Source organism: Frigoribacterium sp. ME-P-080 (assembly GCF_030209595.1).
GTDB lineage: Bacteria > Actinomycetota > Actinomycetes > Actinomycetales > Microbacteriaceae > Frigoribacterium.
The window spans coordinates 690838-714284 of sequence record NZ_JARVRR010000002.1; the positions used below are offsets into that span (position 1 = coordinate 690838).

At 71.8% G+C, this 23447-nt stretch carries 26 protein-coding genes; 15 read left to right on the forward strand and 11 right to left on the reverse strand.

All coding sequences use genetic code 11. The features are described 5' to 3' along the window. Positions 1 to 94 precede the first annotated feature (94 nt). Genes QRN23_RS04730 through QRN23_RS04745 form a run of 4 tightly spaced genes read left to right on the forward strand, consistent with a single transcriptional unit; the run spans position 95 to position 4187 of the window. The gene (locus QRN23_RS04730) at positions 95 to 1441 is read left to right on the forward strand and encodes a PIG-L family deacetylase (RefSeq protein ID WP_285062735.1); all 1347 of its coding nucleotides are present in this window, start codon (positions 95 to 97) and stop codon (positions 1439 to 1441) included. Beyond that, positions 1438 to 1764, forward strand: coding sequence for a ferredoxin (gene fdxA, locus QRN23_RS04735; RefSeq protein WP_043595461.1), 327 nt, complete (start codon positions 1438 to 1440; stop codon positions 1762 to 1764). Before QRN23_RS04730 ends, fdxA begins: the two co-directional genes overlap by 4 nt. A gap of 10 nt (positions 1765 to 1774) precedes the next feature. Then, positions 1775 to 2875, forward strand: a complete 1101-nt coding sequence (gene dapC / locus QRN23_RS04740; RefSeq protein ID WP_285062736.1) for a succinyldiaminopimelate transaminase — start codon at positions 1775 to 1777, stop codon at positions 2873 to 2875. Positions 2876 to 2891: 16 nt separating this feature from the next. Next, positions 2892 to 4187, forward strand: a complete 1296-nt coding sequence (locus tag QRN23_RS04745) for a citrate synthase (protein ID WP_082460573.1) — start codon at positions 2892 to 2894, stop codon at positions 4185 to 4187. Positions 4188 to 4287: 100 nt separating this feature from the next. Here the strand turns inward: QRN23_RS04745 and dapD are convergent, their stop codons facing one another. Further along, positions 4288 to 5262 carry a 2,3,4,5-tetrahydropyridine-2,6-dicarboxylate N-succinyltransferase gene (gene dapD / locus QRN23_RS04750; RefSeq protein WP_159827114.1) on the reverse strand — a complete coding sequence of 325 codons (975 nt, stop codon included), beginning with the start codon at positions 5260 to 5262 and terminating at the stop codon, positions 4288 to 4290. 76 nt (positions 5263 to 5338) lie between these two features. Between dapD and dapE the strand changes: the two genes are divergently transcribed. From dapE to QRN23_RS04765, 3 genes are all read left to right on the forward strand, one after another. Beyond that, the gene (dapE, locus tag QRN23_RS04755) at positions 5339 to 6412 is read left to right on the forward strand and encodes a succinyl-diaminopimelate desuccinylase (RefSeq protein WP_285062737.1); all 1074 of its coding nucleotides are present in this window, start codon (positions 5339 to 5341) and stop codon (positions 6410 to 6412) included. Next, positions 6397 to 7668: a hypothetical protein gene (locus tag QRN23_RS04760; protein WP_285062738.1), complete on the forward strand. Its 1272-nt coding sequence runs from the start codon at positions 6397 to 6399 to the stop codon at positions 7666 to 7668. The genes dapE and QRN23_RS04760 overlap by 16 nt, the downstream gene beginning before the upstream one ends. An 83-nt stretch (positions 7669 to 7751) precedes the next feature. Beyond that, entirely contained in the window at positions 7752 to 7922 is a 171-nt protein-coding gene (locus tag QRN23_RS04765) for a DUF3117 domain-containing protein (RefSeq protein WP_071256769.1), read from the forward strand. Positions 7923 to 8063: 141 nt separating this feature from the next. On the opposite strand, the gene QRN23_RS04770 is transcribed toward QRN23_RS04765, so the two are convergent. Further along, complete coding sequence (locus QRN23_RS04770; protein WP_285062739.1) at positions 8064 to 8690, reverse strand: O-methyltransferase; 627 nt, start codon at positions 8688 to 8690, stop codon at positions 8064 to 8066. Between the two features lie 69 nt (positions 8691 to 8759). On the opposite strand from QRN23_RS04770, the gene QRN23_RS04775 reads away from it, so the two are divergent. After that, entirely contained in the window at positions 8760 to 9167 is a 408-nt protein-coding gene (locus QRN23_RS04775) for a twin-arginine translocase TatA/TatE family subunit (protein ID WP_056048676.1), read from the forward strand. Positions 9168 to 9284: 117 nt separating this feature from the next. Here the strand turns inward: QRN23_RS04775 and QRN23_RS04780 are convergent, their stop codons facing one another. Then, positions 9285 to 10199: a LysR family transcriptional regulator gene (locus QRN23_RS04780; protein WP_056048675.1), complete on the reverse strand. Its 915-nt coding sequence runs from the start codon at positions 10197 to 10199 to the stop codon at positions 9285 to 9287. A 188-nt stretch (positions 10200 to 10387) separates the two neighbouring features. On the opposite strand from QRN23_RS04780, the gene QRN23_RS04785 reads away from it, so the two are divergent. Next, positions 10388 to 10510 (forward strand): hypothetical protein, encoded by a 123-nt coding sequence (locus QRN23_RS04785; protein WP_255350805.1) that lies wholly within the window; start codon positions 10388 to 10390, stop codon positions 10508 to 10510. A 229-nt stretch (positions 10511 to 10739) separates the two neighbouring features. On the opposite strand, the gene QRN23_RS04790 is transcribed toward QRN23_RS04785, so the two are convergent. The 3 genes from QRN23_RS04790 to QRN23_RS04800 are packed head-to-tail and all read right to left on the reverse strand — an operon-like array spanning position 10740 to position 13789. Beyond that, positions 10740 to 11906, reverse strand: a complete 1167-nt coding sequence (locus QRN23_RS04790; RefSeq protein ID WP_285062740.1) for an Mrp/NBP35 family ATP-binding protein — start codon at positions 11904 to 11906, stop codon at positions 10740 to 10742. After that, the gene (locus tag QRN23_RS04795; protein WP_056048668.1) at positions 11899 to 12480 is read right to left on the reverse strand and encodes a DUF1003 domain-containing protein; all 582 of its coding nucleotides are present in this window, start codon (positions 12478 to 12480) and stop codon (positions 11899 to 11901) included. The genes QRN23_RS04790 and QRN23_RS04795 overlap by 8 nt, the downstream gene beginning before the upstream one ends. Next, positions 12467 to 13789 (reverse strand): magnesium transporter MgtE N-terminal domain-containing protein, encoded by a 1323-nt coding sequence (locus QRN23_RS04800; protein WP_056048665.1) that lies wholly within the window; start codon positions 13787 to 13789, stop codon positions 12467 to 12469. The genes QRN23_RS04795 and QRN23_RS04800 overlap by 14 nt, the downstream gene beginning before the upstream one ends. Before the next feature lie 71 nt (positions 13790 to 13860). On the opposite strand from QRN23_RS04800, the gene QRN23_RS04805 reads away from it, so the two are divergent. The 4 genes from QRN23_RS04805 (at position 13861) to QRN23_RS04820 (ending at position 16742) form a co-directional block, all read left to right on the forward strand. Beyond that, positions 13861 to 14361, forward strand: coding sequence for a YflT domain-containing protein (locus tag QRN23_RS04805; protein ID WP_056048662.1), 501 nt, complete (start codon positions 13861 to 13863; stop codon positions 14359 to 14361). Positions 14362 to 14378: 17 nt separating this feature from the next. Beyond that, on the forward strand, positions 14379 to 15020 hold the full coding sequence (locus QRN23_RS04810) for a hypothetical protein (RefSeq protein WP_285062741.1): 642 nt from the start codon (positions 14379 to 14381) through the stop codon (positions 15018 to 15020). A gap of 118 nt (positions 15021 to 15138) precedes the next feature. Beyond that, complete coding sequence (locus QRN23_RS04815; RefSeq protein ID WP_082460572.1) at positions 15139 to 15966, forward strand: YcnI family copper-binding membrane protein; 828 nt, start codon at positions 15139 to 15141, stop codon at positions 15964 to 15966. Further along, positions 15963 to 16742, forward strand: coding sequence for a copper resistance CopC family protein (locus tag QRN23_RS04820; protein ID WP_285062742.1), 780 nt, complete (start codon positions 15963 to 15965; stop codon positions 16740 to 16742). The genes QRN23_RS04815 and QRN23_RS04820 overlap by 4 nt, the downstream gene beginning before the upstream one ends. 76 nt (positions 16743 to 16818) lie before the next feature. Here QRN23_RS04820 and QRN23_RS04825 read toward each other — a convergent pair whose 3' ends face one another. Beyond that, a complete protein-coding gene (locus QRN23_RS04825) occupies positions 16819 to 18339 on the reverse strand; it encodes an aminopeptidase P family protein (RefSeq protein WP_285062743.1) in 1521 nt (506 codons plus the stop codon). A 46-nt stretch (positions 18340 to 18385) separates the two neighbouring features. Continuing rightward, positions 18386 to 19417, reverse strand: a complete 1032-nt coding sequence (locus tag QRN23_RS04830) for an endonuclease/exonuclease/phosphatase family protein (RefSeq protein WP_159827099.1) — start codon at positions 19415 to 19417, stop codon at positions 18386 to 18388. A gap of 83 nt (positions 19418 to 19500) precedes the next feature. Between QRN23_RS04830 and QRN23_RS04835 the strand changes: the two genes are divergently transcribed. Then, a complete protein-coding gene (locus QRN23_RS04835) occupies positions 19501 to 20355 on the forward strand; it encodes a PHP domain-containing protein (protein WP_056048649.1) in 855 nt (284 codons plus the stop codon). A gap of 155 nt (positions 20356 to 20510) precedes the next feature. On the opposite strand, the gene QRN23_RS04840 is transcribed toward QRN23_RS04835, so the two are convergent. Continuing rightward, positions 20511 to 21962 (reverse strand): DEAD/DEAH box helicase, encoded by a 1452-nt coding sequence (locus QRN23_RS04840; RefSeq protein ID WP_123571548.1) that lies wholly within the window; start codon positions 21960 to 21962, stop codon positions 20511 to 20513. 84 nt (positions 21963 to 22046) lie between these two features. On the opposite strand from QRN23_RS04840, the gene QRN23_RS04845 reads away from it, so the two are divergent. Further along, the gene (locus QRN23_RS04845) at positions 22047 to 22766 is read left to right on the forward strand and encodes a ferritin-like fold-containing protein (RefSeq protein WP_082460613.1); all 720 of its coding nucleotides are present in this window, start codon (positions 22047 to 22049) and stop codon (positions 22764 to 22766) included. Between the two features lie 106 nt (positions 22767 to 22872). On the opposite strand, the gene QRN23_RS04850 is transcribed toward QRN23_RS04845, so the two are convergent. Together QRN23_RS04850 and QRN23_RS04855 are read right to left on the reverse strand one after the other, a co-directional pair. After that, positions 22873 to 23169 (reverse strand): hypothetical protein, encoded by a 297-nt coding sequence (locus QRN23_RS04850; protein ID WP_056048642.1) that lies wholly within the window; start codon positions 23167 to 23169, stop codon positions 22873 to 22875. A 2-nt stretch (positions 23170 to 23171) separates the two neighbouring features. Continuing rightward, a complete protein-coding gene (locus QRN23_RS04855; RefSeq protein ID WP_043595511.1) occupies positions 23172 to 23396 on the reverse strand; it encodes a DUF3107 domain-containing protein in 225 nt (74 codons plus the stop codon). Positions 23397 to 23447: the final 51 nt, after the last annotated feature.

Genomic DNA, 23447 nt, shown 5'->3' on the forward strand with positions numbered 1-23447 from the left:
AGGGACCGAACGGGCTGGTATGGTTAGGCTAACCTCACTAAGGGCACCCTGAGCCAGACCGACAGTAGTGCGGCGCGGCATATCCTGTCCAGTGATGAACTCCTCCGCCTCGCCGACGCCCGCGTCGCCCTCGACCGCCGGCGACCCTCGGCTCGAGCGCGTGCTCTTCGTCCACGCCCACCCCGACGACGAGACCATCACCACGGGTGGCACCATCGCCGCGATGGTCGAGGCCGGTGCCGCGGTCACCGTCGTGACCTGCACCCGGGGCGAACTGGGCGAGGTGATCCCCGACGACCTCGCCGCCCTCCGGGCCGACCAGGCCGCCCTCGCCGTCCACCGCGAGGGCGAGATCGCCGCCGCCATGCGAGACCTCGGCGTCGACGACCACCGGTTCCTCGGTTCGGCCGGTGCCCGCACGCCGGGGCTCCCCGAGCGGGTCTATCGCGACAGCGGCATGGTCTGGCGGTCGGACGGCGTGGCCGGGCCGACGCCCGACCTGCACCCCGCGGCGTTCTGCGCCGCCGAGTTCGGCGAGGTCGTGAGCGACCTGTCGGCCGTCGTCCAGTCCGTGCGCCCGACCGCGATCGTCAGCTACGACGAGGACGGGGGGTACCACCACCCCGACCACGTCCGGGCCAACCGGGTCGCCGTGCGTGCCGCCCGCCTCGTCGGCGTGCCGTTCTTCGCGATCGTGGCCGGTGCCGAGTCGGCCGTGGGGGCGGAGGCCGAGGCCCTCGCCACCGACGACACCGTGCTGACGACCGACACGCGTCACGTGGCTCCTCGCAAGCTCGCCGCACTCCGCGACCACCGCAGTCAGGTCGAGGTCGTCGACCTCCCGGGTGGCCAGGCCGGCATCCGGTTCCCGCACGGCGCCGTCGAGTCCGTGACGGTCCGCGAGTCGTTCCGCTTCGTGCCCGAGCCGACGGTGGACGAGGGCGATTCCGAGATGGCCCGGATGACGACGGGCGGACGCGTCGTCGCGCTCGTCCTGGCGCTCGCCGCCGGGGCCGTGTTCGGCACCATCGGCACCGTCATGCACCAGTCGACGATCACCGTCGCCGGCTCGCCGTTCTGGTCCGGGCTCGTGCTCGCGTTGCTCATGAGCCTCACGCTCCTCGCCGGTCTCCGCTCGGTCTTCGGCTCGCGGGCGATGGCCGGGGCCGCCGCCGTCGGTCTCATCGGGGCGCTCGTCGTCCTGTGGCAGGCGAGTCCCGGGGGGTCGATCCTCGTGCCCGACAACACGCCCGCCCTGGTCTGGCTCGGCGGAGTGTTCCTGATCTGCCTCGTGGTGCTCGGGTGGCCGCGGTTGCGGGGCCCGGCCGCCGGGGGAGCGACGGCGCCCCGCGACGCGGCCCGCACCTCCGCGGTCGAGGCACAGCCGGCAGACGATAAGCTGGACGCCCTGCCCGACGCGAAGGGAACCCCCCAGACGTGACGTACGTGATCGCACTTCCCTGTGTCGATGTCAAAGACCGTGCCTGCATCGACGAGTGCCCCGTCGACTGCATCTACGAGGGCGAACGCTCGCTCTACATCCACCCCGACGAATGCGTCGACTGCGGTGCGTGCGAGCCCGTCTGCCCGGTCGAGGCCATCTACTACGAAGACGACCTGCCCGACAAGTGGGCCGAGTACTACAAGGCCAACGTCGAGTTCTTCGACGAGATCGGCTCGCCCGGTGGCGCGGCCAAGGTCGGCGTCATCGCCAAGGACCACCCCGTGATCTCGGCGCTGCCCCCTCAGGGCGCCGGCGCCTAGGACGGCCCCCGTGGCGCTCGACCTGCCCGAGTTCCCCTGGGACGCCCTGGTGCCGTACGCGGCCACCGCCCGGCGCCACCCCGGAGGCATCGTCGACCTCAGCGTCGGTTCGCCCGTCGATCCGACGCCCGAGGTCGTCCGTGAGGCCCTCGCCGTCGCGACCGACGCGCACTCCTACCCGCAGGTCGCCGGCACCCCGGCCCTGCGGTCGGCCATCTCGGAGTGGTACGCGCGCCGCCGAGGGGCGACCGGACTCGGCGACGCGAACGTCCTGCCGACCATCGGCTCGAAAGAACTCATCGCCGGCATGGCGCTCTGGCTGGGCATCGGCCCCGGCGACACGGTGGTCTACCCGACGAACGCCTACCCGACCTACGCGCTCGGCGCCGCCCTCGTCGGAGCGACGGCCCTCGCCTCCGACGACCCCGCCGAGTGGCCCGTCTCGACGAAGCTGGTCTGGTTGAACAGCCCGGGCAACCCCGACGGGGCCGTGCTGGGCTTCGAGGCTCTCCGCGCCGCCGTCGCCCGTGCGCGTGAACTCGGTGCCGTGATCGCCGGCGACGAGTGCTACGCCGAACTCGGGTGGACGGGCGAGTGGGCCGACCGCCCCACGCCCTGCATCCTCGACCCACGCGTGGTCGGCGACGACCTCCGCGGCGTCGTCTCGGTCTACTCGCTCAGCAAGCAGTCGAACCTCGCCGGGTACCGCGCGGGCTTCGTCGCGGGCTGCGACCACGTGCTCGGGCAGCTCCTCGCCGTGCGCAAGCACGCGGGCCTCATGCCGCCGGCCCCGGTGCAGCAGGCCATGGTCGTCGCCTTGGCCGACGAGGCCCACGTGGTCGAGCAGAAGGCGCGGTACGCGGCCCGCCGAGCGCGCCTCCTGCCCGCTCTCGAGGCAGCGGGGTTCCGCATCGACCGCAGCGAGGCCGGCCTGTACCTCTGGGCCACGCGGGACGAGGACGCCTGGGCCTCGGTGTCCTGGCTCGCCGAGCGCGGCGTGCTCGTCGCGCCCGGGTCGTTCTACGGGCCTGCCGGTGATCGCCACGTCCGAGTGGCGCTCACGACGACCGACGAGCGCATCGACGCCGCCGTGGGGCGACTCGGCGGCTGACCGCTAGGCTGACCGGGTGACTGACACTGCCAACGACGCCCAGAAGGCCACGCTGCAGTTCCCGGGGGGAACAGCCGAGTTCCCGATCGTCGCGAGCACCGAGGGTGCCTCGGCGATCGACATCTCGACGTTCACCAAGCAGACCGGTTACACGACCCTCGACACGGGTTTCGTGAACACCTCCAACGCCCGAAGCACGATCACCTACATCGACGGTGATCAGGGCATCCTGCGCTACCGGGGCTATCCGATCGAACAAGTCGCCGAGAACTCGACCTACCTCGAGACGGCCTGGCTGTTGATCTACGGCGAACTGCCCACCCCCGACCAGCTCGCCGACTTCGACGCGCGCATCCGGCGGCACACGCTGCTGCACGAAGACCTGCGCCGCTTCTTCGACGCCCTGCCGCACAACGCCCACCCGATGTCGGTGCTGTCGAGCGCGGTCGGCGCACTGTCGACGTTCTACGAAGACAGCATGAGCGTGCACGATCCCGAGCAGGTCGAGCTCCAGACCGTCCGACTGCTGGCGAAGCTGCCGGTCATCGCGGCGTACGCACACAAGAAGAGCCTCGGCCAGGCGTTCCTCTACCCCGACAACTCGCTCAGCTTCGTCGACAACTTCCTCAAGCTGAACTTCGGCACGATGGCCGAGCCGTACGAGGTGAACCCCGTCCTGTCGAAGGCGCTCGAACGCCTGCTCATCCTCCACGAGGACCACGAACAGAACGCGTCGACCTCGACCGTGCGTCTCGTCGGATCGACGCAGGCCAACATGTTCTCGTCGATCTCGGCGGGCATCAGCGCCCTCTACGGGCCGCTGCACGGCGGGGCCAACGAGGCCGTCCTCAAGATGCTCGCCGAGATCCGCGACAGCGGCCAGGGTGTCGAGCGCTTCGTCGAGCGGGTCAAGAACAAAGAGGCCGGCGTCAAGTTGATGGGCTTCGGCCACCGGGTCTACAAGAACTACGACCCTCGCGCCAAGCTCGTCAAGGAGAGCGCCACCGAGGTGCTCGAGTCGCTCGGCGTGAAGGACGACCTGCTCGACATCGCGATGGAGCTCGAGGGCATCGCCCTGGCCGACGATTACTTCGTCGAGCGCAAGCTCTACCCGAACGTCGACTTCTACACGGGCGTCATCTACAAGGCGATGGGGTTCCCGCCCCGCATGTTCACGGTGCTCTTCGCCATCGGTCGCCTTCCCGGCTGGATCGCCCACTGGCGCGAGATGAACACCGACCCGACGACCAAGATCGGCCGCCCCCAGCAGTTGTACCTGGGCGCGACCGAACGCGATTGGCCGCAGCGCTAGTCCGCCGGAACGATCGGCACGACGCGAAGGGGTGGGCACGACGCCGGGTTCAGACCTGGAGTCGTGCCCACCCCTTTCGGTCGTGGTGCTCGTCGAAGACCTATGCGTGCAGCTGCGAGTTCAGCGTGATGCCGTGGCCCTTGCGGGGCAGCACCTCGACGGCGCCGGTCAGCGAGTTGCGGCGGAAGAGCAGTCCGGGCTGGCCCGAGAGCTCGACGGCCTTGACGGTCTGCGGCGAACCGTCGTTGGTCGGGGTGCCGCCCACGACGACGACCTTGGTGCCCGCCGTCACGTAGAGCCCGGCCTCGACGACGGTGTCGTCGCCGATCGCGATGCCGATGCCGGCGTTGGCGCCGAGCAGGGCGCGGGCGCCGATCGTCACCCGCTGGGTGCCGCCGCCCGACAGCGTGCCCATGATCGAGGCTCCACCGCCGATGTCGGACCCGTCACCCACGACGACGCCCTGGGAGATGCGGCCCTCGACCATGGACGACCCGAGCGTGCCCGCGTTGAAGTTCACGAACCCCTCGTGCATGACCGTGGTGCCGGGGGCCAGGTGGGCACCGAGCCTCACCCGCGACGCGTCGGCGATGCGGACGCGGTCGGGCGAGACGTAGTCGAGCATGCGGGGGAACTTGTCGATGCCGGTCGCGACGATGCCGGCACGCTGCAGCGTCGGACGGAGCCGTGCGAAGTCGTCGGGGTGGACCGGCCCCGCGTTCGTCCAGGTGACGATGGGCAGGTGCGCGAACACGCCGTCGAGGTTGACCGTGTTGGGCTCGACGAGCAGGTGGCTCAGCAGGTGCAGTCGCAGGTACGCGTCGGGCGTGGACGCAGGAGGCGCGCTCAGGTCGATCTCGACGGTCACCGGGACGAGGTCGACCGCGCGGCGCTCGTCGGGTCCGGCCGCGTCGGCCAGCTCGGCCGGGACGATCTCGGGGTCGCGGTCGGCCGGGAGGGTGCCGAGCCGGGGGGAGGGGAACCAGGTGTCGAGCGTGGTGCCGTCGTGCGAGACGGTCGCGAGGCCGTACCCGTAGGCGTGGGTCGGGGCGGTGGCGGTGGCGTCGGAAGTCATGGACCCGAGCGTATCTGCAGCCGCCGACGGACCGCTTCGGAGGTGACCCGTGCCCTGGCCCCGTAAACTCGCCCGCATGGCACCGATCGACCTCTCCGTCTCGCCCGTCGACGTCACCCGGCAGCTCTGCGACATCCGGTCGGAGTCGGGTGACGAACGGCTCGTCACCGACGAGATCTGGGCCACGCTCGACGGTTGCGACCACCTCGAGTTGTTCCGCGACGGCGACGCGATCGTCGCCCGGACCCGGCTCGGCCGGGCCTCGCGGGTCGTCATCGCCGGTCACATCGACACGGTGCCGATCAACGACAACGTGCCCACGCGCTACGAGACCGAGGACGGGGTCGACTACCTCTGGGGTCGCGGCACCGTCGACATGAAGGCCGGCTGTGCCGTCCACCTGAGGCTCGCGGTCGAGTTGACCGAGCCCGGCGTCGACATCACCTGGGTCTGGTACGACCACGAAGAGGTCTCCGACGCCCTGAACGGCCTGGGCCGCCTCGCGCGCGTCCGACCCGACCTGTTGGCCGGCGACTTCGCCGTCCTGGGCGAACCGAGCAACAGCGGGGTCGAGGGGGGCTGCAACGGCAACCTGCGCGCCGAGATCCGCACCTTCGGCGCCCGCTCGCACAGCGCCCGGTCGTGGGTCGGCGACAACGCCATCCACAAGGCCGCGCCGATCCTCGACGTGCTGGCGGCCTACGAGGCGCGAGAGGTCGAGGTCGACGGGCTCGTCTACCGCGAGGGCCTCAACGCCGTGGGCATCACGGGCGGCGTGGCCGGCAACGTCATCCCCGACGAGTGCATGGTGCACGTCAACTACCGGTTCGCCCCGAGCCGCAGCGGCGACGAGGCCGTCGCCCACGTCCGCGAGCTCTTCGAGGGCTTCGACGTCACGATCGTCGACCTCGCCCCCGGGGCCCGGCCCGGTCTGGACGCCCCGCTGGCCCAGCAGTTCCTGCGTGCCGTGGGCGGCGAGGCCAAGCCCAAGTACGGGTGGACGGACGTCGCGCGGTTCTCCGCGCTCGGCGTCCCCGCGGTCAACTACGGTCCCGGTGACCCGATGCTGGCCCACCACGACGACGAGCGGGTGCCCGTGCAGCAGATCCTCGACAACGAGCGCGGACTGCGGGCGTGGCTGACGGCCTGACCGTCGACGACGCGAGTCGCGCCTCCTCGTCCCCGTCGACGCGGCACGATCCCCGACGACCGACCTCGGCGTCGAGGCGCCTCCTGCTGCGCTACCGGCTCACGCCGTGGTGGGCCCGGGTGCTCGTGGTGTTCGTCCTGTCGCGCGTCGTCAGCACGATCGCGCTGCTCACCTTCGCCGGTGCCCAGCAGGCCAACGCGTGGACCCTCGCGAGCCCGGACTACGGCAGCTTCGCCACGATCTGGGACGGTCACTGGTACAACATCATCGCCGTGGTGGGCTACCCGCGCGATCTCCCCATCTCCGGCGACGGCCACGTCGGAGAGAACGCCTGGGCGTTCATGCCCGCCTACCCGTTCGTCGTCCGTGGGCTGATGGGCCTGACGGGCCTGTCGTTCGCGGCGCTGGCCGTCGTCGTGTCGGTCGCCTGCGCCGCGGGGACGGCCCTGTTGTTCTACCGCCTCATGCGGCACTCGCTGCCCGAGTCGACCTCGTTGTTCGCGGTCGTCCTGTTCTGCGTGGCGCCCCTGTCGCCGCTGCTGCAGGTGGCCTACGCCGAGTCGATGTTCCTGCTGCTGCTCTGCGCGAGCCTGCTCATGCTGGTGCGGCGGCAGTACCTGGCGATGCTGCCGGTCGTGCTGATCATGTCCTTCACGCGGCCCGGAGCCCTTCCGCTCGCCCTGGCGATCGGTCTCCACGGGGTGCTGCGCTGGTGGCGCCGGCACGACGATCCCTTCCCGGTGCGCGAGCGCGTCCGGGTGGCGGTGTCGGCGGCGGCCACGGGCGTGTTCGGCGTCGCCTGGCTCGTCGTCGCCGGCGCGGTCACGGGGGTGCCGGGGGCGTACACCGAGACCGAACTCGCCTGGCGGGCGCCCTACATCGGCTACGGACCGCTCGTGCCGTTCACCCCGTGGGTCGACGGGGCGAACTGGTGGTTTCCGGGTGGTTCGGGCATCGCCCTCCTCGTGGTCACGCTCGTGGCGTTCGGAGCCCTGCTGCTCTCGCCATGGGCACGCCGGACGAGCACCGACCTGAGGCTGTGGGGCGTCGCCTACGGGCTCTACCTGCTGGCGGTGTTCTTCCCGCAGTCCAGCACCTTCCGGCTCCTGATGCCGCTCTTCCCCCTGCTGGGCGTCCTCGCGGTGCCGCGCTCGAAGGTCTACCGGGCGCTGCTCGTCGCCGTGTTCGTGGCGGCGCAGTGGGTGTGGCTCTACTACTGCTGGTGGGTGAACGGGTACGACTGGACGCCGCCGTGATCGGTCGGGGAACGGCGTCGTTTAGGTCGGGGGCCCGAAATCACGGATAATGGGACCAGCAACTTGCGAAAGGGGACTATCTGATGGCAGCCATGAAGCCGAGGACCGGCGACGGGCCTATGGAAGCCGTTAAGGAGGGCCGTCTCATCATCGTGCGTGTTCCGCTCGAGGGTGGGGGACGCCTCGTGGTGTCGGTCAACGACGACGAAGCCAAAGAGTTGCACGACGCCCTCGCCGGCGTCGTCAGCGCCTAGTCGGCCGCCTCCTTAATAACCCCGGACGCCCCGCCCGCCGCACCTGCGGCGCGCGGGGCGTCCGTGCGCGTGCCCGCCTCCGTGGCGCCGGCTACCGCGTCGGTTGCCGGTTGCACGGGCAGGGAGCCCGGCGGGGGTGCGTCACCGCTTGATGAGCGAGAGCAGTCCGTCGCCCGCCGTCGAGAGCGAGCTGATCACGGCCGGTGAGGTGGACACCTCGGTCAGCAAGGTGCGGAAGCCCGTGGTCGTGCTGTCGCGGACGGCGGGATTGGCCACCCGTCCGTGCCAGAGTGCGTGCGCGACGAGGACGAGTCCGCCCGGGCGGGCGAGGCGCAGGCCGTGCTCGACGTACTCGATGACCGAGCCGGGGTCGGCGTCGACGAAGACGATGTCGTACGAGTTCTCGTTCATCCGGGGCAACACGTCGGCGGCACGGCCGGCGATCACGCGGAAGCGGCTGGCAGGGATGCCCGCCTGCAGGTAGGCGTCCCGGGCGGCCTGCTGGTGCTCGATCTCGCGGTCGATGGTCGTCAGGACGGCCGCGGGGGCGCCCGAGAGCAACCAGAGCCCGCTGACGCCCAGGCCCGTACCGACCTCGATGATCGACGACGCGTTCGAGGCGGCGGCGACGACCGCGAGCTGGGCGCCGACCGCCGGCGAGACGGCCTCGACCCCGACCTCCAGCGAATGCTGTCGAGCCTCGGCGATCGCGTCGCTCTCGGTGACGAGTTCTTCCGCGAACTTCCAACTTGACTCTATCTGCGACACACCCACTCCTCGAAAGGCCAACTCTAGGGGGTTCTCCGAGTCGTCACCGGTTAGTCTGCTTGCGTGTCCATGTTCGGTCTGACGTTCGACAAGCTGCTCATCATCGGTGTGCTCGCGGTCTTCCTGCTCGGTCCCGAACGACTGCCCGGCTACGCGGCGAAGCTCGCCCAGCTCGTCCGGACGGTGCGCGACATGGCCAACGGTGCGAAGACGCGCATGCGCGACGAGATGGGCCCCGAGTTCGACGACGTCGAGTGGCAGAAGCTCGACCCCCGTCAGTACGACCCGCGGCGCATCATCCGCGACGCCTTGCTCGACGGCACGGATGGCGCCCCCAAGCCCTCGGCGCCGAGCATGGCGACGGCCGGTGCCGCCGCCGCGGCTGTGTCCGCAGGATTGCCGGGGGGTCGTTCCCCCGCACAGGTGGTGCCGCTCGCGACGGGCGAGGTGCCGCCGTACGACTCCGAGGCGACCTGATCCGCCTGCGGCACCGCGCCTCCTGACCTCGTCGCCCGCCTCGTGGTCTGCCGCCTCGTGGCCTCTCGCCTCGAGCCCCTCACTCGGTCTTCACGCCGGCCGTGGGCGGCGTGGCGCTCAGACGCCTCCGTGCAGTGCCGCCACGCGTGAGGCCTCGGCCCTGAGCGCGTCGACGACCCGTCGCACCGAGGGGCGCTCGGCCCGGTCGCGCCGCATCACGGCGGACACCCAGCGCACGGCCCGGATGCTCTCGAGCGGCACGAGCACCATGTCGTCCCGGGCGTCCTTGGCGGTGAAGCGCGGCAGCACGGCGATGCCGAGGCCTGCCCCGACGAGCGACTCGGTCACCTTGGTGTCGCTGAAGCGCTGGGCGACGCGGACGGGGCTGCCGGTCACGCGCTCGATCTCGCGGTAGACCCACTCGAACGGGAAGTCGTGCGGGACGCCGATCCAGTTCTCGCCCTCGAGGTCGCCGGGTGCGAGCGAGGCGCGACCGGCGAGACGGTGGTCGGCGGGCAGGGCGATGTCGAGGGGCTCGGTCAACAGGGGGACGGTGACGAGTCCGCGTCCGGGCCACGGCTTGTCGTCGGACGAGTGCGCGACGACGACGTCGTGGTCGGCGGCCAGCTCGGGGAACTCGCGGATCGACGGGTCGTGGTCGCTCGCGACGACCACCAGGCCGGGGGTCTCGGCCACCGTGCGCAGCAGCCCCGGCAGCAGCATCTGCCCGCCCGTGGGGAAGGTGGCCAGCGTGACCTCGCCCTGGGGGGTGGCGACGAAGTCGTCCCAGACCGCCTGGGCTCGTTCCAGTGCCACGGCGACGTCGGTGGCCGTCTGGGCCAGCACGCGCCCGGAGCCGGTGAGCACGATGCCGCGTCCCACCCGCTCGGTCAACGCCACGCCGGCCTCGCGCTCGAGCACCTTGAGCTGCTGCGAGACGGCACTCGGGGTGCGATGGGTGGCCCGGGCGACGGCGGCCACGCTGCCTCGTTCGGCGAGTTCGCGGAGCAGTTCGAGACGCTTGACATCCATGTAGCAAATCTACGCTGTTTCGGTAGAAACGTGAGATTGATCTACCGCTTCTCGGGGCGCATCATTGAGGAGTCCCCGGAGCGCGTCGTAGCGCTCCCGAGCTCCGGTCGACCTGGTCCCGGGCTCGGTGGCGAATCCATCCCACCACGCAGAATCGCGCGTCGAACCGCGCCAGAAAAGAGTCCCCCATGCTCACCGGAATCATCGTCCTCGCCATCGCCGCAGTCGTCGGAATCGCCGGCTCGCTCGTCTCGGTCGCCCGAGACGGTTTCCGCGCCATCCCGACCAAGACCTACAACCGCTGGTCCTAGTCCACTTCGCGGTGGTCGGCGCGTCTCCCTCCTGAGCGTGCCGCCACCGCGTGTGCCGCCTCCGTGCTGGGGTGCGGCACGAGCACGTCGCCGCCCCCCCCCCCCCCCCCCCCCCCCCCCCCCGCCCCCCCCCCCCCCCCCCCCCCCCCCCCCGGGCGAGACGCTGTGACGAAAGGGCACCTCGCCACGCGAGGTGCCCTTTCTGCACGTCCGGGGTGCTCGACCCCGGTCAGGTGACGCTGAGTCCGAGCTTCCGGCCGGCCAACCCCCGGGCCCGCACCGCCAGTCGGCCCGCCAACTCGTCGATGGCCGTGGCCGCAGGATCGTCGGGAGCGGCGAGCACGACCGGTACGCCGTCGTCGCCCCCCTGGCGCAGGCCCAGACTGAGCGGCACGCTGGCGAGCAACGGCACCTCGGCTTCTTGACCGGACGACAGTCGGCGGGCCGTCTCGACGCCACCACCGGAGCCGAAGAGCTCGAGGACGCTGCCGTCGGCCTGGGGCAGACCCGCCATGTTCTCGACGACCCCGAGCAACCGCTGACCCGTCTGGCGTGCCACGAGCCCGCTGCGCTCGGCGACGTCGGCGGCGGCCGGTTGAGGGGTCGTGACGACCAGCACCTCGGCGTGCGGCAGCAACTGCCCCACCGAGATGGCGACGTCGCCCGTCCCGGGCGGCAGGTCGAGCAACAACACGTCGAGGTCGCCGAAGTACACGTCGGTCAGGAACTGCTGGATCGTCCGGTGCAGCATCGGCCCGCGCCAGGCGACGGCGGTCGAGGCGTCGTCGACGAACATGCCGATCGAGATGACCTTCACGCCGTGGGCGACGGGCGGCAGGATCATGTCGTCGACGCGGGTGGGCTTCACCGAGGCGCCGTCGGGGCCGACGAGGCCGAGGAGTCCGGGGATGCTGAAGCCGTACACGTCGGCGTCGACGATGCCGACGGCCAGACCACGGGCCGCGAGGGCGACCGCGAGGTTGGCGGTCACGGTGGACTTCCCCACCCCGCCCTTGCCGCTCGTGACGGCGTACACGCGCGTCAGCGTGTCGGGGCCGAACTGCATGCCGCGCGCCGCCCGGCCCGCCCGCAGCTTCTCGGTGAGGGCGTGTCGTTCGTCCTTGGTCATGACGGTCACGTCGACGGTGACGTCGGTGACGCCGGTCACCGAGGCCGTGGCCTCGCGGACGTCGCGTTCGATCGTGTCGGCTGCCGGGCACCCCACGATCGTGAGCTTGACGGCCACCGTCGCCGCGCCTCCTGCGTCGACGACGACGTCACCGATCATGTCGAGTTCGGTGACGGGCTTGCGGATCTCGGGGTCGAGCACCCGCGCGAGCGCGCGACGGACGTCGTCCGGCGTCGCGGGGCGCGTGGCGGCGACCGGCTCAGCCACGGTGGTGGCCGTCGCGCCGGGCGTCGCGTCGTGACGACGAGGAGGTGCGGGTCGGCTCGACCGCGGGGCTCTCGTCGTCGTCGCGCCGGTCGAGCTCGTCGAGCAGCGAGCGGAGCTCGGCCCGGATGAAGTCCTTGCTGGCCATGTCGCGGATCGCGATCCGGAGCGCGACGACCTCACGGGCCAGGTACTCGGTGTCGGCCAGGTTGCGTTCGGCGCGCTGACGGTCCTGTTCGAACTGCACGCGGTCGCGGTCGTCCTGCCGGTTCTGCGCGAGCAGGATGAGGGGAGCGGCGTACGACGCCTGCAGCGACAGGATCAGCGTCAGGGCCGTGAAGCCGATGGCGGCGCTGTCGAAGCGGATGTCGATCGGGGCGACCGTGTTGTAGATCATCCAGACGACGCAGAACAGGGTGAGGGCGATCAGGAAGTAGGGCGTGCCCATGCCCCGGGCGATGGACTCGGTCGCCCGACCGAAGCGGTCGCTGCTGACCCGCTTGCGCCCGGGCAGCACGCGGGGGCGCAGACCCTTGGGGGCGTCGAGGCGGACGTCGTTGCGGTTATCGCGGGCCATCGTCGCTCCTCGTGCTCTGGCCGATCGCGGGGCGACGGGCGCGGCCACGCGGCCGGCTCGGGGTCAGCGGTTGGTCGGGGTCCTGACTGCGCCAGTCGTCGGGCAGGACGTGGTCGAGGACGTCGTCGATGGTGACGACGCCGACGAGGCGGTGCGCCGAGTCGACGACGGGGACCGAGACGAGGTTGTAGGTCGCCATGACCCGCGTGACCTCGAGGGCCGTGGCGTCGACGCGGACCGGTTCGGTGGTCTGGTCGAGGATCGTCCCCAGGCGCTCGTTCGGCGGGTAACGGAGCATCCGCTGGAAGTGCACCATGCCGAGGAACCGGCCGGTGGGCGGTTCGTAGGGTGGCAGGACGACGCAGACCGCCGCGCCGAGCGCCGGGGCCAGTTCGTGACGACGGATGAGGGCGAGGCCCTCGGCGACCGTGGCGTCGGCCGAGACGATGACGGGCTCGGTCGTCATCAGTCCGCCGGCGGTGTCGGAGTCGTAGCTGAGCAGCATGCGCACGTCGTCGGCCTCGTCGGGCTCCATCAGCGTGAGCAGCTGCTCGGTGCGTTCGTCGGGCAGCTGGGCGATGAGGTCGGCCGCGTCGTCGGGCTGCATCTGGTCGAGGACGCTCGCCGCACGGTGGTCGTCGAGGCCCGTGAAGATCTCGACCTGCTCGGCCTCGGGCAGCTCTTCGAGCACGTCCGCGAGGCGGTCGTCGGACAGTTCGCCGGCGACCTCGAGCCGCCGCTCGGGCGTGAGGTCGAGCAGGGTGTTCGCGAGGTCCGCGGGCACGAGGTCGGAGTACGCGGCGATCAGGTGCTCGGCGCTCTGCGCCTCGCCCGGTCCGGCCTCCTCGACGACGTCGTCCCACGCCGCGAACGCCGTCGGCGCCTTGACGAACGGCGACGGCGACGTCTTGGGCTTGCGCAGGAAAAGCTGGCCGACCTCCCAGTCGCCCTCGCTCACCTCGTCGATCGCCACGTCCTCGATGGTGGCGTGGCCGCCACCGTGCCGGAACGACACGCGACGACCGAGCAGGTCGGCGATGACCCGGGTCTCGCCGCCACGCTGCTCGAAGCGGCGGAGCGTGATGACGCCGTTCGTGATGATCTGGCCCGAGCCGATGCTCGTGACGCGTCCGATCCCCACGAAGACCCGGCGCTTGCCGGGGACCTCGACGACGAGGCCCACCACGCGCGGCGCCCCGGTGCGGCGGTAGACCACCAGCACGTCGCGCACCTTGCCGACCTTGTCGCCCGCGGGGTCGAAGACGGAGCAACCGGCCAGCCGGGCGACGAAGACTCTGGTTGCACTCACGCGTCCAATTTAGTCGCTCGCGGGGTCGCCGCCGACGGGTGCCCGGCAGGGGCACCGTGTTTAATGCAGGGATGACGAACCCGGGCCCCGTGGGCCGCCGCCCGCCGATGGTTCCCACCCTGCCGCGGGGCGACGTCCTCGGCACCTACGACACGTATCCCGAGGCGCAGCGCGTGGTCGACCGGCTGTCACAGGCCGAGTTCCCGATCAAGCGGCTGGCGATCATCGGCAACGACCTCAAGACCGTCGAACGCGTCACCGGTCGCCTGAGCTACGGGCGCGCCGCGCTGGCCGGGGCCGTGACCGGACTCTGGCTCGGCGTCTTCTTCGGGCTCGTCATGCTCGTCTTCGCGACCGAGACCGCCACCGCGGCCACCGTCGGGGCGGCCGCCCTGCTCGGAGCCGGCTTCGGCATGCTCTACGGAATCGTCAGCTTCGCGATCACCCGTCGCCGCCGTGACTTCACCTCGACCCACCAGGTGCTCGCGTCGAACTACCAGATCGTGGTCGACCCCGAGGTCTCCGGGCGGGCGCACGAGATCCTCGCGCGTCCCGAGACCCCGCGCCGCTGACGTACCCTGGTGTCGACATGGCACCCCGCGACCCCTCCACGACGGCCACCCGGGCCGAGCGCTTCGCGCGTGGTTGGCTGACCGCCGGTGCCTCGACCCTGGTCGCGGCCTTCTCCCACGTGGCCGGCGGTGGCATGGAGCCCGGCCTGCTCGGCGTCGTCCTCGCCCTGGCCGTGGCCGTGCCCGTCTCGATCGCCCTGGCGGGCGTGCACCTCTCGACCGTGAGGCTCGCCGTCGCGGTCGCGCTCAGCCAGGTCGCGTTCCACCTGTTGTTCTCCCTCGGAGCCTCGGGCGGCGGGGGTGCCTCGGCGACGGGCGGGCACCACTCCGCACTCGTGATCTCGACGATCGCCGACGGCGCCGCGTCCGGTGGCGGCGTCGGCCAGGCCATGGTCATGGGGGGCCCCGCCATGTGGCTGGCCCACGCGCTCGCGGCCGTGGTCACGATCGTCGCCCTCCGGCGTGGCGAGGGCGCCGCGTGGGCCCTCGTCCGACTGGCCGTCCGCGGTCTGGCCGTCGCGCGCCTCCTGACCGCCGGGCACCGGCCCGAGGCGCCCGTCGTCCGGCGCCCGCCGGCTCCGGTCGGCGTCCTTCCGTGCCCGCCCGGCCGACGACACCTCACGGCCCGACCCCGTCGCGGTCCGCCCTGCCCTGCCTGACCCCGCACACCGCCGGCCTCCGTCGCCGGTGACCCCGTCGGACGCGCCCGTCGCGCCGTCGGGCCCCATCGTCATGCACCGCAGACCGATCGCGCTCGCGATCGAGAGGACCAGATCCATGAACCGCAGCACCAACCCCATTTCCGTCGCGTCCCGCCGTCCCCGGTCGTCCGCCGTCGTCGCCCGTTCGGCAGCGGCCCTCGGCGCCGCCGCCCTGCTCGCTTTGGCCGCGCCCCTCGCGGCCTCGGCCCACGTCCACGTCGAGCCCGGTCAGGCCGAGGCCGGTTCGTACGAGACGTTGACCTTCAAGGTGCCGAACGAGTCGGCGACCGCGGGCACCGTCGGGCTCGTCGTCGACCTGCCCACCGACACCCCGTTCACCTCGGTGTCGTACGAGCCCCTCCCGGGGTGGACCACCGAGGTCACCACCAGCACGTTGCCCGAGCCGGTCGAGCTCGACGGCACGACGATCACCGAGGCGCCGACGCAGGTGACCTGGACGGCCGAGGGCGACACGCAGATCGCACCCGGACAGTTCCAGCAGTTCGTCATCTCGGCCGGTGCGGTGCCCGACACCGGGTCGATCGCGCTGCCGGCCCACCAGCGCTACTCGGACGGCACGGTCGTCGACTGGGCCGACGCGACTCCCGCCTCGGGAGAAGAGCCCGAGCACCCCGCACCGACCCTCTACGTCAACGACGCGCCGCCGGCCGACGAACACGCCGGCCACGCGACGGACGACGACGCGACGACCGCGGGTGTCGGCACCTCCGGCGACTCGGCGTCGGGCTCCGGCGACGGCGCGGTCGGACCGCTCTCGATCGGCCTCGGCATCGGCGGCCTCGCCCTGGGTGCGCTGGCGCTCGTCGTCTCGGTCGTCGCGCTGACCCGTCGGCCCCGGGCGACCGCGTCCCGCACCTCGACGAACGGCGGGGTGGACGCGTGACGGCCGCGCGCTCGCGGACACCGCGCCTCCTCGGCGTCCTCGTGACGGCCGGGCTGGGTGCCGCGGTCGGCGCCCTCGCCCTCGTACCGGCGGGATCGGCCGCGGCGCACGACTACGTCGTGAGCAGCGCGCCGGCCGCGGGCTCGACCGTCGACTCGTCCCCGGCGACCGTGTCGATCACCTTCAACGACGTGATCCTCGACCTCTCGGGCACCGGCAGCTCGAACGTGCTCGAGGTGACCGACGCCGCCGGCCTGCACTACGAGGACGGCTGCTCGACGACCTCGGGACCGACGCTGACGACCGGTGTCGCGCTCGGGTCGCCCGGCGCCTACACGATGACCTACCAGGCCGTCTCGGCCGACGGCCACACCGTCTCGGACGCCGTCCCGTTCACCTACGCCCCCGCCGCGGGCACCGCGGAGGGGGCGGGTTCGCCGACCCGTCCGAGCTGCGGCAGCGCAGGAGGCGCGGCTGGCGGTGCCGGCGCCCCCACCGGTGACGAGACCGGGGCGGCCTCGCCCTCGGCCTCGTCCGAGCCCGAGATGACGACCATGGCGACCCCGGGTGACGACACCGTGGCGACGCCGTCGGCTGCGCCCGAGTCGGGCTCGGTGAACGCCGGACTCGTCATCGGCATCGCGGTCGCGATCGTCGTGTTGGCCGCCGCCGGTGTGGTCGTGGCCATCGTCACCGGCCGGCGACGTGACGGGACACCGTCCGAGACCGACGACACGTCGGCCCCGGACGGCGACTCGTCGTCCGACGGTCGATGATCCTGCCTCGCTGATCGGGGTGTGAACGGGCGAAGGGCCCCGGGTGCGACGCACCTGGGGCCCTTCGTGTCGGACCTCAGCCGCGGGAGATCCACGCCTCGACGTCGGCGACCGTGCGGGGGATGCCCACCGAGAGGTTCTCGGCCCCGTCGGCGGTCACGAGGATGTCGTCCTCGATGCGCACGCCGATGCCGCGGAACTCCTCGGGCACGGTGAGGTCGTCGGGCTGGAAGTACAGGCCGGGTTCGATCGTGAACACCATGCCGGGCTCGAGCACGCCGTCGAGGTAGAGGTCGCGACGGGCGGCGGCGCAGTCGTGCACGTCGATGCCGAGGTGGTGGCTCGTGCCGTGCACCATGTAGCGGCGGTGGTACTGGTGGTCGGGCTGCAGCGACTCCTCGGCGGACACCGGCAGGAAGCCCCATTCGGCGGTGCGTTCGGCGATGACCTTCATGGCCGTCGCGTGGATCTCGCGGAACGCGATGCCCGGACGCACGATCGCGAACGCCGCGTCGGCCGCCTCGAGAACGGCTTCGTACACGAGACGTTGCACGTCGGTGAACCGGCCCGAGACGGGCAGCGTGCGGGTGATGTCGGCCGTGTAGAGGCTGTCGAGTTCGATGCCCGCATCGATGAGGATGAGGTCGCCGTCGCGGACGACGCCGTCGTTGCGGGTCCAGTGCAGGACGCAGGCGTGGTCGCCCGACGCGGCGATCGTGTCGTAGCCGACCGTGTTGCCGTCGGCTCGGGCCCGACGGTTGAAGGTGCCCTCGACGAGCCGCTCGCCGCGCGGGTGCGCGACGATGTCGTCGAAGTCGGCGATCACGTCGGTGAACCCCTTGCCCGTCACCGTCACGGCCTGACGCATCTGCGCGACCTCGTACGCGTCCTTGACGAGACGCAGCTCGCTCAGGTCACGGGCCAGGTCGGCGGAGGTCGCCCGCTCGCGGGGGCGGTCGTCGTCGGAGATCACGACGGCCGTCGTCCCCGCCGAGACGGGGGACTGCTCGGCGGCGGCCTCGACGACGGCGTCGAGACGGCGGGTCAGGTCGGGGTCGGCTTCGCGGACGACGAGGGTGCCGGCGTCGATGGTGCCGACCACGGCCTCGAAGTCGGCCAGGTCACGCGTGGCGAGACCCAGGTCGGCGGCGACCTGCGTCAACGACGGGCGCGGGCCGATCCAGAACTCGCCGATCTCGGGGTTGGCGTAGAACTCGTCCGAGTCACGCCCGGCGCTCGCCCTCAGGTACAGGGTGGCGTCGTGGCCCTCGGCCGTGGGCTCGAGCACGAGCACCGAACCGGGCACGGTGTCGGAACCCCAGCCCGTCAGGTGCGAGAACGCCGAGTGCGCACGGAAGGGGTAGTCGCAGTCGTTGGACCGGACCTTGGCGGAGCCGGCCGGCACGACCAGGCGGGTGCCCGGGTGCAGCGCGGACAGCCGCGCGCGACGGTCGGCGGCGAACGGCGCCTGCTCACGCGGCTCGGGGAGGACGTCGGGGCGGTCGGCCCACTGCGACGAGATGTAGTCCTTGAACGTGTCCGACCCGGGGGTGGTGGAGCGGTTGGTGGTCGCGCGCGGCGCCTTCTGATCTGCCATGCCCACCATTGTCCCGCCAAACGGGCCGGACGCCCAGTCGGTGGGCTCAGGCTCCCGTGCGACTGAGCTGGGCGACGACCGCCCGGTGGTCGCTGCCGGCGTCGTCGAGCTCGGTCACGACCCGGAAGCCGGTCGGCAGCCACTGCTCGGTGGCCATGACGTGGTCGATCGGCGCACCGAGGAGGGGAGGGACGTCGGTCGGCCAGGTCCCGACGCCGGCGTTCGCGGTCGCCTCGGCGGCATCGCGGCAGGCGCCGAGCGCTCCACCGTCGGTGCCGAGCCCGGCCATGTGGTCGAGGGTGGCGTTGAAGTCACCCGCCATGATCACGTCCCCCGACCGGCAGACGTCGGCGAGGTACCCCAGGCCGGCACGCCACTGCCCCATGTGCTCGGGCGTCGGCGACACGGGATGGGCGGCGACGATCGTGGGGCCCTCGCCCGACACGGGTGTCGCGACGACCGTCGGGAGGACGGGCGTCGTCCGTGCGTCGGTGGTGCCGTCGTCACCGATCGCGACCTGGTAGTCGCCCAGCGCGGCACTGATCAGGAGGGTCGTCGAGCGGCCGCTCGCGATCTGGTCGTAGGCCACCGTGTGCACCCACATGGGCTTGCCGGCGGCGGCCATGGCCTCGGCGACGGCGACGCCGACCTCCTGGCGGGTCTCGGGCAGGGCGATCACGTCGGCACCGACCTCGGTCGCGAGGGCGACGACGGCGTCGGCCCCGGTCGCCGCGCCGAGGGTGTTCCACGACAGGACGGTGACGTCGGTGGGCGTCTTCTCGACGAAGTCGGTGCGGCCCAGGCCGCGAGCCGTCACGACGCCCGCCGAGAGGACGCCGAACACGAGCAGCAGCACGGCCGCGCTCGCCGTGAGCGACCGGATCGGCCGCGCGACCAGGCCCAGCACGAGCAGCAGCACCATCAGGACGATCGCGACGGCCCCGGCGACGAGGCGGAACGACACCACCTGACCGACCGGGAAGACGCGCTGCAGCCCGACGGCCTGGGGCCAGAGGGCGGCCAGGAGCACGGCGGCGACGGCGAGGACGAAGACGAGGGCGACGAGACGACGGATCATGGCCCCTGGAGCCTAGGGGAACCCCCGACCGCACGTCGGGCGCCGCACGGACGGCTCGGATGCGCGCCGCCTACGATGGGGGGATGCCCACGCGCCTGGTCGACCTGCACACTCACTCGAGCGTGTCGGACGGCACCGAGGCGCCCGCCGCGCTGGTCGCGTCGGCCGTGCGCGCGGGGCTCGACACCGTCGCCCTGACCGACCACGACAGCACGGCCGGGTGGTCCGAGGCCACGGCCGCCGTCGCCGGCACCGGTCTCACCCTCCTCCCCGGCATGGAGCTCAGCACCCGGCTCGGACTGAACAGCGTCCACATGCTCGGCTACCTCTTCGACCCCGCCCACCCGGGCCTCGTCGCCGAGACGGCCCGCCTGCGCGACAGCCGTCTGCACCGGGCCGAGCGCATCGTCGAACGCATCGCCGCCGACTACGACCTCACCTGGGGCGACGTCCTCGCCCAGGCCAGCTCGGGGGCGACCCTGGGACGGCCGCACATCGCCGACGCCCTCGTCGCCAAGGGCTACGCGCCCGACCGCAGCGCCGCCTTCGCGGGCATCCTGCACTGGCGGTCCGGGTACTACGAGCCGCACGAGGCACCCAGCCCCCTGATCGGCGTCCGCCTGATCCGGGAGGCCGGGGGCGTCCCCGTCATCGCCCACCCGGCGACGCGGGGTCGCGAGCCGAACGTCTCCAGCGAGGGCTTCGAGGCCCTCGTCGACGCCGGCCTGCTCGGCGTCGAGATCGACCACCGCGAAAACACCTCGGCCGGTAAGGTGCGGTTGCTCGAGCTCGCCCGACGGTACGACCTCATCGTGACCGGGTCGAGCGACTACCACGGCGACGGCAAGCCCAACCGGTTGGGCGAGAACACCACGGCTCCCGGACAACTCGACCGGATCGTCGACGCGGCGACCGGGTGGGTGCCCGTCCGGGGCTGACCCGGCCCGCGCCTCCTCGTCCGGACGGCTCCCTGCCGGGCGATGACGTGCCGGACGGCGGCGTTCCGGACGGTGACGTGCCGGGCGGCGACGTGCCGGACGCACGAGACCCCCTCGCCGCGGACGGTCGAGGGGGTCTCGTGCTGGATCGGTCGTCAGCCCTGCGGCTGTGACGACGAGTCGCCGGCGGGACGACGGCGACGGTTGCGGCTGCGCTTGCGCGGGGCTTCACCCGTGCCCTCGCCGGCCGGAGCCGCCGCGTCGGGCGCCTGTGCGGCGCCGCGGCCCGTGGTCGAGGGCTCACCGGAGGCCCGCACGGGAGCGTCGCCACGACCGCGACCGCGACCCCTGTCACGATCGCCCTGGGGGCCGCCGGTGCGCTCGCGCGAGCCGACCGAACCCGCCTTGACCGCCGACAATGAGCTCGCGCGCAGGCGTCCCTTCGTCCCGGCGGGGATGTCGAGGTCGGCGAAGAGGTGCGGGCTCGACGAGTAGGTCTCGACCGGCTCGGGCTGGCCCATGTCGAGGGCCCGGTTGATCAGGGCCCACTTGTGCAGGTCGTCCCAGTCGACGAACGTCACGGCGATGCCGGTCTTGCCGGCGCGGCCGGTACGGCCGGCGCGGTGCAGGTAGGTGTCGTGGTCGTCGGGCACGGTGTGGTTGATCACGTGCGTGACGTCGTTCACGTCGATGCCTCGGGCCGCGACGTCGGTCGCGATCAGGATGTCCTTCTTGCCCGCCTTGAACGCGGCCATCGCGCGCTCGCGCTGCTCCTGGTTGAGGTCACCGTGGACGGCCGCCGCGTTGAAGCCGCGGTCGTTCAGCTCTTCGACGAGCTTGGCGGCCGCGCGCTTGGTCCGGGTGAAGACGACGGTCTTGCCACGCCCCTCGGCCTGGAGGATGCGCGCGATCACCTCGTCCTTGTCGAGCGAGTGGGCCCGGTAGACGACGTGCTTGATGTTCGCCTGCGTGAGGCCCTCGTCGGGGTCGGTCGCGCGGATGTGGATCGGCTTCGACATGAACCGGCGTGCCAAGGCCACGATCGGGCCGGGCATGGTCGCCGAGAACAGCATGGTGTGACGGGTGGCCGGCACCTGCTGGAAGATCTTCTCGATGTCGCTGAGGAAGCCCAGGTCGAGCATCTTGTCGGCCTCGTCCAGCACGACCTCTTGCACCTCTTTGAGGTTCAGGAGGCGCTGGCCGGCCAGGTCGAGGAGGCGCCCGGGGGTGCCCACGACGATCTGCGCGCCGGCCTTGAGTTGCTCGACCTGGCCCTCGTAGGCCTTGCCGCCGTAGATGCTGACGATCTTGGTCGCCCGGTTCGAGGTGGCGAGCTCGAGGTCGTCGGCCACCTGGACGCAGAGTTCGCGGGTCGGGACGACGACGAGCACCTTGACGCCGGGGGCCGGGTCGAGGCCGATGCGCTGGATGATCGGGAGGCCGAAGCCGAAGGTCTTGCCGGTGCCCGTCTTGGCCTGGCCGATGATGTCCTGCCCGGCGAGGGCGAGGGGGATGGTCTGCGTCTGGATGGGGAAAGGTTCGAGGATCCCCTTCGACGCCAGAGCGTCGACCATGTCGGGGTCGATCGCGAGGTCAGTGAATGTCAAAGTGTTGCCCTGTCTCATATAGGGGGATGCGTCGAGTTTAGCCCGTCGCGACGGGCGGCCCCTCGGACCCCGTAAGATGTGGGCGTGGTGTCCTGGCCCGGTCGAGGTGCGAAACGCGGCGTCCCGTCCCTGCAGTGGCCGCGGCCCGCGGCGAAGCCGACCCCCGCGGCCCGGGTCGAGCTCGACCAGTTCACCCCCGACCTGTTGGTCTTCCTGGGGCACGCGGCCTACCTCGAACTCGCGCTCTTCGAGACGCTGGGCCGCTCGTCGGCCTTCGCCCCCGACGTCCGTGCGAAAGAGACCACCGGCCGCATCGCCGAGACGACCTTGGCCCGACACCGCGGCCTGGTGGCCGAGATCGAACGGTCCGGCCACGACGCCACCGAGTCGATGGAGCCCCACATCGCCGCCATCGACGAGTTCCGGGCCCGGACCGGAGGCACGGACTGGTACGAGGCGATCGTCGCGGACTACGTCGCGGCCGGCCTGCTCAACGACGTCTTCGTGCGGTTGGCGGCCGGACTGCCGGCGGACCACCACAAGCGGATCGTGGCGGTGCTCGAGGCCCACGACGACGCACCGCTCGTGGTGCGAGAACTCTCCGCGGCCATCGAGGCCGACCCGCGGCTCGCGTCACGGCTGGCCCTCTGGGGGCGCAGGTTGGTGGGAGACACCCTGTTGGTCGCTCGCGCCGCGGTGTCCGCGTCGCACGTGTCCGCCGACGACGAGCGTCTCGAACCCGTCTTCACAGAACTCATCGCCGCCCACACGCGCCGCATGGACGCCCTCGGACTCACCGCCTGAGCGCTGACCGCTGGTAGTCCTCCGGCTGGCGGGACTGTTCTCGGCGACCTGGCGTGGCCGCCCTGGGCGACCGGCCGTGCATCGAGGGCATGGCGGAGGCGCGGCGTCAGGAGGCGGAGCGCACCAGGCGGGCGAAGTGCTCGCTGTCGTGAGCCCGACGGCGAGCCGCCGCGACACGGCAGACCACGAATGCGACGACGGCGGGAAGGACGAGTGCTGCCACCCAGATCCATCCGCCGTCGGCGGGCCATCCGGCCCAGGTCAGGACCTCCCACACGATCGCCGCCACGACGGCGCCGGACGCGGGCGCGAGCAGGACGCCGCGGGTGTCGCCGTCGGGCAGCGCGTAGTGGAGGACGAACCCGAGGATGGCGCCACCCAGGACGACGAAGAGGAGTTCCACGACTAGCTGACGAACCCAACCTTGCGGCTCTCTTCGCTGCCGACCTCGACGTAGGCGAGCGATGCGGTGGGGACCAGGTAGGTCTTGCCCTTGGAGTCGGCGAGGGTGACGTACGACTTGCCGCCGTCGAGCGCGTCGCCGACGACCTTCTCGACCTCGTCGGCGGTCTGGGCCGTCTCGAAGCTGATCTCACGGGGGCTGTTGGTGATGCCGATGCGAATGTCCACGAGGTCACGATATCCGACCTCGCCGTCCCGACTCTGCACGTTCTCTGTCGG

Bases quoted from the DNA above. Each gene is read 5' to 3' on its own strand.
- QRN23_RS04730 (WP_285062735.1), top strand. From the start codon at position 95: ATGAACTCCTCCGCCTCGCCGACGCCCGCGTCGCCCTCGACCGCCGGC.
- dapD (WP_159827114.1), bottom strand. From the start codon at position 5,262: ATGACTTCCGACGCCACCGCCACCGCCCCGACCCACGCCTACGGGTAC.
- dapE (WP_285062737.1), top strand. From the start codon at position 5,339: ATGGCACCGATCGACCTCTCCGTCTCGCCCGTCGACGTCACCCGGCAG.
- QRN23_RS04765 (WP_071256769.1), top strand. From the start codon at position 7,752: ATGGCAGCCATGAAGCCGAGGACCGGCGACGGGCCTATGGAAGCCGTT.
- QRN23_RS04775 (WP_056048676.1), top strand. From the start codon at position 8,760: ATGTTCGGTCTGACGTTCGACAAGCTGCTCATCATCGGTGTGCTCGCG.
- QRN23_RS04780 (WP_056048675.1), bottom strand. From the start codon at position 10,199: ATGGATGTCAAGCGTCTCGAACTGCTCCGCGAACTCGCCGAACGAGGC.
- QRN23_RS04785 (WP_255350805.1), top strand. From the start codon at position 10,388: ATGCTCACCGGAATCATCGTCCTCGCCATCGCCGCAGTCGTCGGAATC.
- QRN23_RS04795 (WP_056048668.1), bottom strand. From the start codon at position 12,480: ATGGCCCGCGATAACCGCAACGACGTCCGCCTCGACGCCCCCAAGGGT.
- QRN23_RS04805 (WP_056048662.1), top strand. From the start codon at position 13,861: ATGACGAACCCGGGCCCCGTGGGCCGCCGCCCGCCGATGGTTCCCACC.
- QRN23_RS04810 (WP_285062741.1), top strand. From the start codon at position 14,379: ATGGCACCCCGCGACCCCTCCACGACGGCCACCCGGGCCGAGCGCTTC.
- QRN23_RS04815 (WP_082460572.1), top strand. From the start codon at position 15,139: ATGAACCGCAGCACCAACCCCATTTCCGTCGCGTCCCGCCGTCCCCGG.
- QRN23_RS04825 (WP_285062743.1), bottom strand. From the start codon at position 18,339: ATGGCAGATCAGAAGGCGCCGCGCGCGACCACCAACCGCTCCACCACC.
- QRN23_RS04830 (WP_159827099.1), bottom strand. From the start codon at position 19,417: ATGATCCGTCGTCTCGTCGCCCTCGTCTTCGTCCTCGCCGTCGCCGCC.
- QRN23_RS04835 (WP_056048649.1), top strand. From the start codon at position 19,501: ATGCCCACGCGCCTGGTCGACCTGCACACTCACTCGAGCGTGTCGGAC.